Source organism: Citrobacter sp. MGH106 (assembly GCF_001037495.1).
Lineage (GTDB): Bacteria > Pseudomonadota > Gammaproteobacteria > Enterobacterales > Enterobacteriaceae > Citrobacter > Citrobacter murliniae.
In genome coordinates this window covers 690950-704248 of sequence record NZ_KQ089822.1, presented here as the reverse complement: position 1 = coordinate 704248, position 13299 = coordinate 690950, and the positions used below count along the sequence as shown (strand labels likewise).

13 protein-coding genes are annotated in these 13299 nt (G+C 46.2%); 8 read left to right on the top strand and 5 right to left on the bottom strand.

What is annotated here, in order from left to right:
• Nucleotides 1-69: 69 nt before the first annotated feature.
• Together SK36_RS03220 and SK36_RS03215 are read left to right on the top strand one after the other, a co-directional pair.
• Nucleotides 70-951, top strand: coding sequence for a DNA adenine methylase (locus SK36_RS03220; protein WP_048220734.1), 882 nt, complete (start codon nucleotides 70-72; stop codon nucleotides 949-951).
• Between the two features lie 308 nt (nucleotides 952-1259).
• Nucleotides 1260-2450, top strand: coding sequence for an integrase domain-containing protein (locus SK36_RS03215; protein ID WP_048220733.1), 1191 nt, complete (start codon nucleotides 1260-1262; stop codon nucleotides 2448-2450).
• Between the two features lie 37 nt (nucleotides 2451-2487).
• On the opposite strand, the gene SK36_RS03210 is transcribed toward SK36_RS03215, so the two are convergent.
• The 5 genes from SK36_RS03210 to SK36_RS03190 all read right to left on the bottom strand — a co-directional run bounded on the left by SK36_RS03210 (nucleotide 2488) and on the right by SK36_RS03190 (nucleotide 8036).
• Complete coding sequence (locus tag SK36_RS03210; protein WP_000566758.1) at nucleotides 2488-4386, bottom strand: ATP-dependent helicase; 1899 nt, start codon at nucleotides 4384-4386, stop codon at nucleotides 2488-2490.
• Nucleotides 4383-6158 carry an ATP-dependent nuclease gene (locus SK36_RS03205; protein ID WP_048220731.1) on the bottom strand — a complete coding sequence of 592 codons (1776 nt, stop codon included), beginning with the start codon at nucleotides 6156-6158 and terminating at the stop codon, nucleotides 4383-4385. The genes SK36_RS03210 and SK36_RS03205 overlap by 4 nt, the downstream gene beginning before the upstream one ends.
• Nucleotides 6159-6467: 309 nt before the next feature.
• Nucleotides 6468-7034: a phage polarity suppression protein gene (locus SK36_RS03200; RefSeq protein WP_048220730.1), complete on the bottom strand. Its 567-nt coding sequence runs from the start codon at nucleotides 7032-7034 to the stop codon at nucleotides 6468-6470.
• A gap of 15 nt (nucleotides 7035-7049) precedes the next feature.
• Nucleotides 7050-7289 carry an STY4826 family bacteriophage gene regulatory protein gene (locus SK36_RS03195; RefSeq protein ID WP_000468231.1) on the bottom strand — a complete coding sequence of 80 codons (240 nt, stop codon included), beginning with the start codon at nucleotides 7287-7289 and terminating at the stop codon, nucleotides 7050-7052.
• Between the two features lie 3 nt (nucleotides 7290-7292).
• A complete protein-coding gene (locus tag SK36_RS03190) occupies nucleotides 7293-8036 on the bottom strand; it encodes a hypothetical protein (RefSeq protein ID WP_001353007.1) in 744 nt (247 codons plus the stop codon).
• 549 nt (nucleotides 8037-8585) lie between these two features.
• Between SK36_RS03190 and SK36_RS03185 the strand changes: the two genes are divergently transcribed.
• The 6 genes from SK36_RS03185 (at nucleotide 8586) to SK36_RS03160 (ending at nucleotide 13231) form a co-directional block, all read left to right on the top strand.
• The gene (locus SK36_RS03185) at nucleotides 8586-8852 is read left to right on the top strand and encodes a helix-turn-helix transcriptional regulator (RefSeq protein ID WP_000556587.1); all 267 of its coding nucleotides are present in this window, start codon (nucleotides 8586-8588) and stop codon (nucleotides 8850-8852) included.
• A complete protein-coding gene (locus SK36_RS23270) occupies nucleotides 8849-9400 on the top strand; it encodes a host cell division inhibitor Icd-like protein (protein WP_010364305.1) in 552 nt (183 codons plus the stop codon). Before SK36_RS03185 ends, SK36_RS23270 begins: the two co-directional genes overlap by 4 nt.
• Entirely contained in the window at nucleotides 9397-9624 is a 228-nt protein-coding gene (locus SK36_RS03175) for a hypothetical protein (RefSeq protein ID WP_001216599.1), read from the top strand. Before SK36_RS23270 ends, SK36_RS03175 begins: the two co-directional genes overlap by 4 nt.
• The gene (locus tag SK36_RS03170) at nucleotides 9621-9941 is read left to right on the top strand and encodes a DUF5375 domain-containing protein (protein ID WP_000743146.1); all 321 of its coding nucleotides are present in this window, start codon (nucleotides 9621-9623) and stop codon (nucleotides 9939-9941) included. Before SK36_RS03175 ends, SK36_RS03170 begins: the two co-directional genes overlap by 4 nt.
• A 14-nt stretch (nucleotides 9942-9955) precedes the next feature.
• The gene (locus SK36_RS03165) at nucleotides 9956-12289 is read left to right on the top strand and encodes a primase-helicase zinc-binding domain-containing protein (RefSeq protein ID WP_048220729.1); all 2334 of its coding nucleotides are present in this window, start codon (nucleotides 9956-9958) and stop codon (nucleotides 12287-12289) included.
• 441 nt (nucleotides 12290-12730) lie between these two features.
• Nucleotides 12731-13231 (top strand): DUF6998 domain-containing protein, encoded by a 501-nt coding sequence (locus SK36_RS03160; RefSeq protein ID WP_000537444.1) that lies wholly within the window; start codon nucleotides 12731-12733, stop codon nucleotides 13229-13231.
• The last annotated feature ends 68 nt before the right edge of the window (nucleotides 13232-13299 follow it).

The following is a 13299-nucleotide window of genomic DNA, read 5'->3' as shown; positions in this document are numbered from 1 at the left end:
AGGGCTTTATGTGATGGCCATAAAGCCCTTTTTTTGATATACTTTAGACCTGACATTTAGAGGTATCATATGCGTTTTAACACCCCACTTCGCTATCCTGGCGGCAAAGGCAAGCTTTCAAATTTCATGCTTCGGATTATTGAAGAAAATAAGCTTTCGCCTATACATTATGCAGAGCCATATGCTGGAGGGGCTGGTTTAGCACTGAAGCTTTTACATTTAAATGTAGCTGAAAAAATCATTCTTAATGATATTAATATCTCTGTTTATGCTTTCTGGCACAGTGTATTAAATAATGCAGATCACCTATGTGCTTTAATTGAAGAAACTGAAGTCACAATGGATGAGTGGTTCAAACAGAAAGAAATAATTAATAAACCAAAAGACCATGATATGCTAACAATTGGTTTTTCTACTTTTTTTCTGAATAGAACAAATCGTTCTGGAATATTAAAAGGTGGTGTGATTGGTGGTAAAAGTCAAGAAGGGCAATGGAAACTTGATGCTCGCTATAACAAGAGTGATTTAATTTCTCGGATTCAGAAAATATCAAAAAACCGTGAAAGAATAGATTTGTATAACATGGATGCAATTGATTTCATAAAAAAGATAGTTGTTCAATTGCCTAAGAAATCATTAACATATTTAGACCCACCATATTACATAAAAGGTAAGGGATTATATATCAATCATTATGAACATAGTGACCATGTTAATGTTGCAAAAGTAGTTCAGAATGATATTAAAACACCATGGATCGTTTCTTACGATAATACTCCTGAGATCCAAGGTATGTATAAGGCATCATCATTAGTGTATGGAATAAACTACAGTGCTCAAGATCGATATAAGGGCTCAGAAGTGATGTTCTTCAGTAAACGATTGAAGGTCTTTAAAACCGATGATCCAACTAAGGTAAAAGCACCTGCCATTAAAAATGCTATGAGCTAGACGACTGCCCCCGGACAGAGAAAGCGCCGCAAAAGAGCCGCAGTAAAGTAACTTTCTGATAAATCATTTAGAATCAATATGATAATAAATTTCGGACGCTGGTTCAACTCCCGCCAGCTCCACCAAATCATGATCCGGATACGTCCGGTGAAGTACAGAAAGCCCGCACGGCACAAGCCCTGCGGGCTTTTTTGTGTCTGTCGTTGTCCGAGAGCATCCGGCTAAATCCAGAGAAAATTGGTACACGTTTAGGTACACGCTATACTGTGGTCCATTAAACGTGTACCAATTATGGAAGGGATCCAGATATGGCGCGTATCACACGCCCCCTCACTAACAATGAAATCCTTAAAGCCAAACCCCGTGAAAAAGACTTCACCCTTCATGATGGTGATGGCTTGTTCTTGCTCGTCAAAACCACTGGTAAAAAACTCTGGCGCTTCCGTTATCAACGACCGGGAAGCAGCAGCCGCACAAATTTGAGTCTCGGCTCATACCCTGCCCTTACACTCGCAGCAGCACGTCAGATACGCGACCAGCACTTAATCACGCTTGCGCAAGGCATGGATCCACAACAGCAACAGGAGCAGGCGTCAGAACAACGCCAGATTGAGTTAGACAGCATTTTCTCAACAGTAGCTGCTAACTGGTTCCAGATTAAAAGCAGAAGTGTCACAGAGGATTATGCAAAGGATATTTGGCGTTCTTTGGATAAAGACGTGTTCCCGGCAATCGGTGCGATACCAGTTCAGGAGATTAAGGCCAGAACGATTGTTGAAGCATTGGAGCCAATAAAAGCACGTGGCGCATTAGAGACGGTTCGTCGCCTAGTCCAGCGTATTAACGAGATAATGATTTACGCGGTTAATACCGGTCTGATTGATGCAAATCCGGCGTCAGGTGTTGGAATGGCATTTGAGAAACCCAAAAAGCAAAACATGCCCACGCTACGACCAGAAGAATTACCCAAGCTGATGCGTTCTCTGGTCATGTCAAATCTATCTGTTTCGACCCGCTGTCTTATTAAGTGGCAGCTTCTGACCCTAGTGCGTCCTTCTGAGGCTTCTGGTGCTCGCTGGGTAGAGATCGATCTCGATGCCAAACTCTGGACGATTCCCGCCGAACGAATGAAGGCTAAGCGTGAACACATTGTTCCTTTATCACCACAAGCATTAGAAATTCTGGATGCGATGAAACCTATCAGTGCTCATCGTGAGCATATTTTCCCGAGCAGGAATGATCCAAAGCACGCCATGAATAGTCAGACAGCAAATGCAGCGCTGAAACGTATTGGCTATGGAGGAAAACTCGTAGCCCATGGATTACGCTCTATTGCCAGTACGGCCATGAATGAAGCTGGATTTAATGCTGATGTGATAGAGGCTGCTTTAGCCCATTCTGATAAAAATGAAGTAAGAAAAGCTTATAACCGCTCTACATATTTAGAACAACGTAAAGAGCTTATGTCATGGTGGGGAAGTCGAGTAAATAAAATATGAAAAAACAGCATCGCCTTTAATGACGATGCTGCGTGTCTTACTGCATATCGAGAAAGAATCTTGATGCAGGATGATATTTATAATCCCCCCAAGGCATCATTCTTTTTTCTGGATAAGTAACAAAAATCCAACGCCGAGATCTTGTTATAGCTACGAAAGCATTATTTCTTTCTTCATCTAGCTCGACTTTGCTCTTAGCTCGATAATCTGGAAAAACCCCCTCACACATACCGATAAGGAAAACTATATCTTTTTCAAGTCCTTTCATTGTATGAACAGTACTTAACATAATCCCATTATTTAAGGTATCATCATTAAGCTGACCCAAAGCAAGTGCATTCCTAAATGAGGATAGATTATCACCGAGGCCTTTACGTTTGAATCGTGTCCACATGGATTGAAGCTGCTCTATATCTTTAATCCCTGTGGCAATATCATCTTCTTTAGCAGAATCTTTGGTATTTGCTCCTAAACTCACCAGTTCTGATTTAATATCTAAACAGAACTTCAAAATATTAGGTGTGTCTACAGACATATGATCAATATGTGCTAAAACCAAGCTAATTAAATCTTTATCTAGGTTAGATGATTTTTTTATGTCAGCATAGACTTTGCTAATATCGTAGGTAACATCTGATTCTGGATTTAATTCTAAACCGATTAATTTATACAATCTCTTCCCATCAACCCAATCCTTTGGATTAACCTTAACCCTTATAGCAAGATCGACTATTTTCCCAATAAGAGAAACAGGCGATTCATTTCTATCACTACGCTTTAGGAAATAAGGTATATTTCTTTTTTTAAGCTCACTTTCCATAGCTTTAAAAACAAATCTATTTCTACCTATAACAACAATTTTAGAGCAATCAATATCGCCCTCAATTTCTGGATGTCTTTTTAAATTCAGTATATGTTGAATGCTATCACAAACCCATATAGCTTCAGATTCTTCATCTGGTAAAGCATTAAAAGATTTATAGCCATCAAGAGCAGCATTAACACCAACTTGGCTATTTGGTTTTAATTTATTAGCTAATTCAATCACTGCTTTCGAAGATCTATAGTTCTCGTTTAAACAATAAGTTTTAGGAGTAAAATCTTTCACGAATGATTTAATAAAATAATCTGATGATGAACCATTAAAACCATAGATCATCTGGTCACTATCACCAACCATCATGACATCTTTTATTTTATCACCGCAGAGAACCTTTATAAATTCGTACTGAGCTCTATTTAAGTCTTGTGCTTCATCAACAAATAAAGCAACGTATTTTTTTTGATATATTCTTGCTACCGATTCTTGATTTAATAGGATTTTATGTGCATATAAAAGTATATCATCAAAATCCACACCACCACTTTCCAATAAAGCAGACTGATAATCTTGATAAATATTCCAAATACGCGGATTGGAGCTGAATTTTATCTTTACTTCATCTTCAGTTAAAAGCTCTCTTTTAATAATAGAGAATACATTAAGATATTGACTTATAACTTTTTCACGATTGCGCTTTTCTCTAACGTCCTCAACATCTAAGTACTCATCAATATTAACCCCCTGTTCTCTTAAGGAATGTAGGAAAACCTCCATCCGATCTTGGTCACGTTCAAATATATGTAATTCTTTTGGTAACCCAATAGTATACCCATAACTTTCGAGTACCCTTTGTGCAACAGAATGAATTGTAGCAATCCAAATCCTATCACGATTTTCTGAGCCATCATCTAACCTTTCAAGCATTTCATCTGCTGCTTTATTTGTGAATGTTAAAGCAACCACACTTCCTCTAGCAGAGTTATTAAGAATGAACCTAACCCTCTCAGTAAGCACTCTTGTTTTACCAGACCCTGCAGATGCAAGAACTTGTATAGCCCCTCCCATAGGAGCTCTAACAACTTCAATTTGAGATTGTGATAAATTATCAATCATAGCTCAAGCCATCCCCTAACTTTATTAAATGCAATAATAACAGATTCCGGAAGTAACTCCTCAATTCTCTTTCCATTTGCATTCTGTGCTAGAATCACTCCTAAATACCCTGCATAACTAGCTTTTGAGTCACGCATTTTTTCAATTATAGCACTATCTTGTAAATCCTCTATTTCTCTTTTCTTGGCTTCTCGATACCGTTCATTAGGACTAGCTTTGGTTTCACTTAACACTAATGATTCAATTATTTCTTCACGAATATTTAACTCGTTGTATAACTCAGCTTCAATATCATTTGTTTCTTTGAGGAACTCTAAAGAGAAACAATCAGGATTCAATACGAGGCCATCTTCACGAACTAAACGTGCTACCTGACGGTTTATCTCACCATGAGTATCACCATCATTATCACTAATAATACAGACAGGGATACCTAAATTACTTGCAAGTTTAATGAATGGTGGGTAATTTTTACCACTGACACTTACACAGTTAACTCCAACACTAAACATCGTCCTACCGAAATACAATTCAAACATGGATGGTATTAATTGTTCTTCTGTAACACCCTCACATAAAATTAAGGCTCGAGAGAAAAGCAACTCACCACGGGTTAACATTATCTCCCTTTTTAATGCATTTTTTTCATCATGTTCAATTCTTTTCTTCAAACAATTTACTGTTACTCCATCACCTTTCTTTATGAATGATCTTATATCTTCTATCTCAGCCATTGCGCTCAGGTATGGTGAATGAGTACTCAGTATAATTTGTCCCTGAGATGATGATAACTGTTTAAACAAGGTTCTTTGTGCATTGGGATGTAGATGCGCTTCTGGCTCTTCAGCTCCAACAATTGGATGTAGCGCCTTATTTTCGAGCTCATGCCGTTCATGCATAAAGCTTAAAAACGATTGAACTGTAAGCATTGAAGCCCAACTTCTCGTCCCAGTGCCATGATATTCCATTGAAAATGAATGGTTTTCTTCATCTCCGAAATGTACTGTAAATTGCTTTGATAGATCTCGGATTTTTTTAGGGAAAGGAGTTATTTCTGTGTGGCTTGATCCTAGAAATGATTGGTTTAACCCTTGAAGTGAATTTTTTAAGCTTTGAAGCGGCTCACTTCTACTCACTGCGGTTTCATTTATTGAACTTATCATTTCTTCAAGTGCAGTAACATCTTCATCTTCATATTTAATATATGATAAGACCTTCCCTATATATGAGCTTTTATCTTTAAGCTCATGATGTATATCCCTCTGAGCCTCAATACAAATATAGGGGATTGCATCAACTTTTGTTCTTACCTTTCTTCTCTCGTTGACAACAATCTCTTTCCATCCCTCAAACTCCCCCCATTCATTCAAATAATAACGTTGTGTATTAAACCCACCTTTTATCTCATCTGGCTGAACTTTTGTACGAATAGCCACAAACTCATGTCCATTTGCATCTACTGCAATATTATCACCGAAAACATCAATCCATTTTTCGTCAAACTCTTCTGTTTTATTATAATGTTCATCCGTAGGTATTATTTTTAAGTCAACGATAACTTCATTAACTTTTAACCCAGAACTATCTATATGAAGATCTTCATCACTAAAGTAACGTTGGTAATCACCTAAAGCTAGTTGCAACGATTTTAGGAAGGATGTTTTCCCCGCATTGTTTGTACCTAACAAAACGGCAATACGTCCTAGCTCAACCTCAATTTCCTTTATACCTCTAAAACCTGAAATCCTAACAGAATTTATAAGAATTGACATATATTCATTCCCTCCTTGATTTTATGACATATACATTCCGAATAAATGTAATAATTCTGTTATCCAGATTATCATTTGCGGAAAATAAAATATAGTATATCCCAACCCTGCCGCGCAATGCTCTCCCCGCCACGCCTGCCCGCTTAAGAGGTCGCTTTTAATGCAGGTGCATGAACGGCCTCAGGCCGCACCGGTACTGGTGTTGCGTGGGATAAAAAATACGGGGATTTGCATGCAAAGCCATGCACCTTATGGATGCATGGCTTTTTTCGGGAAAAATAGCGGAATTTTCGGGGATTTTTTTGCGTGCTAGCGTGCGACCAGTTCTGCACGTCGGCGGGTGTAAATCAGGTTCTGTGCTGGGGTGAATTTCTCGCGATTATCATCCCGCGAAGCCGCATCAGGCCTGAATCCGATGGCCGTTAAAATATCGCTGTCCTGCGCGGAATAATTAATTTTTTCACCTGCGGCCAGCCACACCGACAGGGCTTCACGCAGATAATCAACCGAGTGCTGCATGGCGCTCTGCTTTACTGCGGGAAGCTGTTTGTGATATCCCATCAGCTCAGGTGCCAGCGTGGCGGCCAGCTCCGCGCCGTGCTGCTGCATAAAGTCATGGAGCCGGTTTCGGATACTGATGTGCTGCACCTCCTCATGTGAGCGGATATAGTGACCGGCGGCCTGATTAATTTCCCACTTTTTCACGTCGATATTGTCGCGCAAATCCTGCATTCTGCGCGGAATTTGTTCGTCACCGGCAAGGAGCTGTTCACGGTATTCCCGTTCAAGGTCTGCCAGTTCGGCTTTACGTTTCAGCCAGGTGTTTTTGTTCGTCTGACAGGCCTCAAAGGCCTGCTGTATGGTCACAGTGGTCACGTGTCTCTCTCCTGATTAATGCCGGAACGGCGAGCTGTAGCAGCCCTGTACTTTACGCGGCGGTGGTGGTGTCACCGGGGCGGGGTCGGTTTTCTCCGGTGCGGCACGTATCACACCGTCAACCGACTCGATGGTGCGGAAAGTGGCCGAACATTCGATATTGGTACACTGGTGATAACGCTGTTTGACGTTTTCCGACAGATACCGGCTGGTACGGACGTGCGCGGTCTTTTTGCAGAACGGACAGTGAAACATAATTCAGCCCTCTGCCTGTTCGTGGTCTTTTGCGGCCAGTTCAGCGGCAAGCTTCATCCGTCTGGCCGGGCTTCTTAACAGCGCCATATCAACCCCGGTTATGACCGGGCGATTCATGCCCGTTACGGACAGGACCGGCTCCTGCTCCATATCAAAATGATACAGGGCTGACTGCATATTCAGGGCATCACCCAGCTCACGGGTCACGGTCGCACGCGGCGAGGTTTCCCCGCTCATTTCCAGCGACCGTATACGCAACAGAAAGGCACGTAACAGTGCGGGGCTGATACCGGTCAGCGCCTTCTTCCACTCGCTGTTGGCGTAAGTGGTGAACGCTTTTTCATGGGCGCTGATATAAGCAGTACCGGAGGAGCATGCGCCAAGCATGGCGTGGCTTTTGTCTTTCTCCAGCTCGGTAATCAGACCGGTGAACTCATCAGCCAGTTCGCGGCTGGCGATACGTTTACTGTGTTCAGCTTTCAGTTCAGGAGTGAGGTTGCCGCGCAGGGTTCGAAAGCGGCTGCGCCAGTCCTGTTCGGCCTGTGCACTTTCACTGAGCGCGGTCTGTCGTTCCTGCTCACAACGCTGAATGGAAGCCTCAATGTCGCTGAGTTTACCCATGCTGGCCGTGTGTGCATCTTTTGCTTCGTTAAGTGCGGCCAGCGCACCGGCAATGCGTTGTTCCGCGCCTTCATCCTGTTTACTGATAACGGTCTGCATGGCTTTGATAATGAGTTCGGGTTTCATGTTCAGGCTCTCCGTGTGTTCAACCTGAAATGATTCTGACGCCTCCTGCACAACAACACGATTCATTGCCGTTGTCAGAGTGCTGGCACAAACAGACCTTAAAAACCGGCTGGCCAGAGGAAGGTCGCAGGAAAACCTTACTCACCGTTTGTTTTTTTACTTATAACTATTCACCACTGTTCACCTCAAATAAAAAGATAAGTAATACAGTGAGTTAAGAGGTGAACAGTTGAAGATCTGACTGTTCACCGTCTGTTCACCACTGTTCACCCTCCTGTTTTTTCAGCCAGTCAGTTACTTAGATTTTTTAGCGATTAAAAAGCATATATATATAAATAAAAGTAATCATCGCTTTGCCAAAGAATTATCAAGGATTGCCAACGATTGTCAGAGATTGCCACTGTTTGCCATTCACCTGTTAACGGTTTGTTGTGTGAGATTTCACTGCAAAATGACTTGTTGCCCTGAGGGAAAATATTCACAAAATAGAGAGCTACCCGAAGCCGGACGGACACGACCGGCACTGTATGGACTTTGTGAGGTAGCCCGATGCACACCGCTTTTTCTTCCCCGTCTTCTGCTCCTGCCGCGCCGCTGATGCCGGTTTCTGATACCGTTCACGAACGCTTTATCCGTCTGCCCGAAGTGATGCATCTGTGCGGCCTGTCCCGCTCGACCATTTACGACCTCATCAGCCGGGAAGCCTTCCCGAAACAAATCTCCCTCGGCGGCAAAAACGTGGCGTGGGCGCAGTCTGAAATCACTGCATGGATGGCGGATCGCATTGCCGAACGTAACCGGGGCTATGACGCATGATGATGACCGTTCGGCAAACAGCCCCTTTTTCTGGCTTGCTTCTTTTCGCCGTTTCCAGGTATAGTTTTCCCGCTGTCGCAAAATCGGCAGCCGGGCGTAGGAACCCGAGTTACTCAATGGCGACACCGGACGCGCCATGCGTCTTTTTTTACGTCGTTGCTCAGGCACACCCATTTTTCGGGCTGTGGTGTTTACACCTTAGCCCCTGTCAGATAATGGTGATCCGGGCGGGGCAGCCTTCGGGCTGGCCGGTATTCATTGAGGCCGGTATTCCTACCCCCGTTCGGGTCACCACCCATGAGCGTAGGAACTCCGGTGGTGGCAATAACCGCTACTCAATGGAGGTTGCCACTATGGCTACGACCCTCACCCCGTCACACCCGCAGTTTGTCTTTGTATTTGCCGCTGTTCGTCGCGCAGACCGTAAACCCCGTATTTGTATGCTTCGCACCGTTGCCGGTGATGAGCACGCCGCACGCCTTTCTCTTGTTCGCGATTACGTCCTCTCGTTCGCTGGCCGCCTGCCGGTTGCGGAGGTGCGCGCATGAGACACACCACCATTACTGCCCGTGACCTCGAATGTCTGGAGCATATGCGCAATGTCGGCCAGCTCGTCGGCGACCTGATGCAGGTGCAGGACTGCGCCACCGTTCGTCGTGACCCGGCGCAGCAGTTACAGCTCACCTCCGTGATTTACCTCATGACCGCCCAGCTCGACGGCGTGGTCGAACGCTGCAATCAGCAGTGGCTGACCGGGGAGGGTAACGTATGAAAAAGCCATTACCACCCGTATTACGCGCCGCGCTGTATCGTCGCGCCGTGGCCTGTGCATGGCTGACCCTGTGCGAACGCCAGCACCGCTACCCGCACCTCACCCTCGACGCGCTGGAAAGCGCCATTGCCGCCGAGCTGGAGGGCTTCTACCTGCGCCAGCACGGCGAGGAAAAAGGCCGCCAGATTGCCTGTGCCCTGCTGGAAGATTTAATGGAAGCCGGACCACTCAAAGCCGCCCCGTCGCTGTCCTTTCTCGGGCTGGCCGTGATGGATGAGCTTTGCGCCCGTCATATCACGTCGCCGGTACTGCACTGAGGGAGAAAATAACGATGAAAATGAACGTAACAGAAACCGTAAAACAGGCGTGCGGCCACTGGCCGCGCATTCTCCCTGCGCTGGGTGTGAAGGTGATTAAAAACCGCCATCAGTCCTGCCCGGTATGCGGCGGCTCCGACCGCTTTCGCTTTGATGATAAAGAGGGGCGCGGGACGTGGTTCTGCAATCAGTGCGGCGCGGGTGACGGGCTTAAGCTGGTAGAAAAAGTGTTTGGCGTGACCCCGTCAGAGGCCGCCGGGAAGGTGAATGCCGTGACCGGCAACCTGCCGCCGGTTGCCCCGGAAGTGATTGCGGTCGCAGAGGCTGAAACTGAGGCCGACCGCAAAGCGGCCGCCACGATGGCCGTAAAGCTCATGGAGAAAGCCCGCCCGGCCACCGGCAACGCCTACCTCACCCGCAAGGGGTTCCCCGCTCTGGAATGTCTGACGCTCACCGTCATGCATAAAACCGGCGGCGTGACGTTCCGCGCCGGGGATGTGGTTGTCCCGCTGTATGATGATACCGGTGCACTGGTTAACCTTCAGCTTATCAATGCTGACGGTCTCAAACGAACCCTGAAAGGGGGGCAGGTCAAAGGGACATGTCATGTCATCGAAGGGAAAAAACAGGCCGGAAAACGCCTGTGGATTGCAGAGGGGTATGCGACCGCACTCACCGTGCATCACCTGACCGGGGAAACCGTCATGGTGGCGCTGTCCTCCGTGAACCTCCTTTCTCTGGCGAGCCTTGCCCGTCAGAAATATCCGACCTGTCAGATTGTCCTCGCCGCCGACCGTGACCTTAACGGCGACGGCCAGAGTAAAGCCGCTGCGGCCGCAGACGCCTGTGAGGGCGTTGTTGCCCTGCCGCCGGTGTTCGGTGACTGGAATGATGCGTTTATACAGTACGGCGAGGAAGCCACGCGCAAAGCCATTTATGACGCCATCCGGCCACCGGCGCAAAGTCCGTTCGACACCATGAGCGAGGCAGAATTTACCGCCATGAGCGCCAGCGACAAGGCTTTGCGGGTCCATGAGCATTACGGCGAAGCGCTGGCGGTGGATGCGAACGGCCAGCTCCTGTCCCGCTATGAAAACGGCATCTGGAAAAATATCCCTGCCGCCACTTTTTCACGGAATGTGGCTGATTTATTCCAGCGCTTACGCGCCCCGTTCTCGTCCGGGAAAATTGCCTCGGTGGTGGAGACCCTGAAACTGATTATTCCGCAGCAGGATACACCAGCGCGCCGTCTGATTGGTTTTCGCAACGGGGTACTCGATACCCAAAGCGGCGTATTCAGCCCGCACCACAAATCGCACTGGCTGCGCACGCTGTGCGACGTGGATTTTACCCCACCGGTGGGCGGGGAAACGCTGGAGACTCACGCGCCGAACTTCTGGCGCTGGCTCGACCGTGCGGCCGGTAAAAATCCACAAAAACGCGACGTGATACTCGCTGCGTTGTTTATGGTGCTGGCGAACCGTTACGACTGGCAGCTCTTTCTCGAAGTCACCGGTCCCGGCGGGAGCGGCAAAAGTATTCTGGCCGAAATCGCGACCCTGCTCGCCGGGGAAGATAACGCCACGTCAGCCGATATCGACACACTGGAAGACCCGCGCAAGCGTGCCTCCCTGATTGGCTTCTCGCTGATACGTCTGCCAGACCAGGAAAAATGGAGCGGTGACGGCGCAGGACTCAAGGCCATCACCGGCGGCGATGCGGTCTCGGTTGACCCGAAATACCAGAATCCGTACTCAACACATATTCCGGCGGTGATTCTGGCCGTGAACAACAACCCGATGCGCTTCACCGACCGCAGCGGCGGTGTGTCACGCCGCCGGGTGATTATTCACTTCCCGGAACAGATTGCCCCGGAGGAACGCGACCCGCAGCTCAGGGATAAAATTGCGCGCGAGCTGGCCGTCATCGTGCGCCAGCTTATGCAGAAATTCAGCGACCCGATGACCGCCCGCGCACTGCTCCAGTCGCAGCAGAATTCCGATGAGGCGCTCAACATTAAGCGCGATGCAGACCCGACATTTGATTTTTGCGGCTATCTGGAAATGCTTCCGCAGACCAACGGGATGTTTATGGGGAATGCCAGCATCATCCCGCGTAATTATCGTAAATATCTCTATCACGCGTATCTGGCCTATATGGAGGCTAACGGCTACAGGAACGTGCTCAGCCTGAAAATGTTCGGGCTGGGGCTGCCCATGATGCTGAAAGAGTACGGCCTGAATTATGAGAAGCGGCACACCAAGCAGGGGATACAAACCAATCTGTCGCTGAAAGAGGAAAGTTACGGCGACTGGCTGCCAAAATGCGACGACCCCACTGCGACATAACCAACCTCAGACCGGCAACAGCCGGTCTTTTTCTTTCTGACCATTATCACAGGGTGAACAATCCACTGTTCACCCTTCACCGTATATTCACCCTGTATCACCATGAAATTATTGATAAAAAACCAGAGGTGAACAGTGTGAACAGTAAAACCTGAAAAAACTTTTTATCCCTCCACCACATCGCCTGACCGGGCGCATCCAGAGCGAGAAAAAATCACAAAGGTGAAGAGTCGACTGTTCACTCTTCACCAACTCATCACCATTTATCTTTATGATTTAAAATAGAAAATAAGCATGGTGAACAGTGTGAACAGTTAAATGCAAAAAAACTTTTTTTGAGTATGATGTAGCTCTCCATACTTTATGGAAAGATCCAAGTTAGCTGAAAGCCTCACCAAGACAGCACGTTAATTCGTAACGTGTTAAGCAAAAGGGAATTTTATGGGGACTACTTTGCTTCAAGAAAACCATGAAAAAATTTTAAACATACTAAATGAAGCTAAAGATGTGGCGCTAAGGTATTACAAATTAACCAATAAGCCTCTCGGAATCACTGGAGAAATAGCTGAACATGAAGCTGCAACTCTTCTCGGGTTGTCACTATGTTCAGCACGTCAGTCCGGATACGATGCGACTGAGATTTTGGACGGGAAAGAATATAGAGTTCAAATCAAAGGTCGATATATGCCTGATCCTAAAAAAGTCTCTGCGAGAATTGGTGCTATTGATATATCTAAGCCATTTGATTCTGTTCTTTTAGTTTTGCTTGATGAAAATTATGATGCTTTTGCCATGTATGAAGCATCACGAGATGTAGTAGTCGCAGCTCTTCAAGCTCCGGGGTCAAAGTCTAGAAATGAGCGAAATCAGCTAGGCATAGCAAAATTCAAGTCCATTAGCCGTCTCCGCTGGAGCAAGGTTGTTGAACCTGAGATCCTTTAATTGGTACACGTTTAGGTACACACCTGAAAGTTGAATACGGAAAAATTCTTTATATTTAACGTGTTGAT

What these genes read in the sequence shown, in the direction of transcription:
- SK36_RS03220 (WP_048220734.1), top strand. Translation starts at nt 70, where the DNA reads ATGCGTTTTAACACCCCACTTCGCTATCCTGGCGGCAAAGGCAAGCTT.
- SK36_RS03215 (WP_048220733.1), top strand. Translation starts at nt 1,260, where the DNA reads ATGGCGCGTATCACACGCCCCCTCACTAACAATGAAATCCTTAAAGCC.
- SK36_RS03185 (WP_000556587.1), top strand. Translation starts at nt 8,586, where the DNA reads ATGCACACCGCTTTTTCTTCCCCGTCTTCTGCTCCTGCCGCGCCGCTG.
- SK36_RS03195 (WP_000468231.1), bottom strand. Translation starts at nt 7,289, where the DNA reads ATGTTTCACTGTCCGTTCTGCAAAAAGACCGCGCACGTCCGTACCAGC.
- SK36_RS03165 (WP_048220729.1), top strand. Translation starts at nt 9,956, where the DNA reads ATGAAAATGAACGTAACAGAAACCGTAAAACAGGCGTGCGGCCACTGG.
- SK36_RS03160 (WP_000537444.1), top strand. Translation starts at nt 12,731, where the DNA reads ATGGGGACTACTTTGCTTCAAGAAAACCATGAAAAAATTTTAAACATA.
- SK36_RS03175 (WP_001216599.1), top strand. Translation starts at nt 9,397, where the DNA reads ATGAGACACACCACCATTACTGCCCGTGACCTCGAATGTCTGGAGCAT.
- SK36_RS23270 (WP_010364305.1), top strand. Translation starts at nt 8,849, where the DNA reads ATGATGATGACCGTTCGGCAAACAGCCCCTTTTTCTGGCTTGCTTCTT.
- SK36_RS03190 (WP_001353007.1), bottom strand. Translation starts at nt 8,036, where the DNA reads ATGAAACCCGAACTCATTATCAAAGCCATGCAGACCGTTATCAGTAAA.
- SK36_RS03210 (WP_000566758.1), bottom strand. Translation starts at nt 4,386, where the DNA reads ATGATTGATAATTTATCACAATCTCAAATTGAAGTTGTTAGAGCTCCT.
- SK36_RS03205 (WP_048220731.1), bottom strand. Translation starts at nt 6,158, where the DNA reads ATGTCAATTCTTATAAATTCTGTTAGGATTTCAGGTTTTAGAGGTATA.
- SK36_RS03170 (WP_000743146.1), top strand. Translation starts at nt 9,621, where the DNA reads ATGAAAAAGCCATTACCACCCGTATTACGCGCCGCGCTGTATCGTCGC.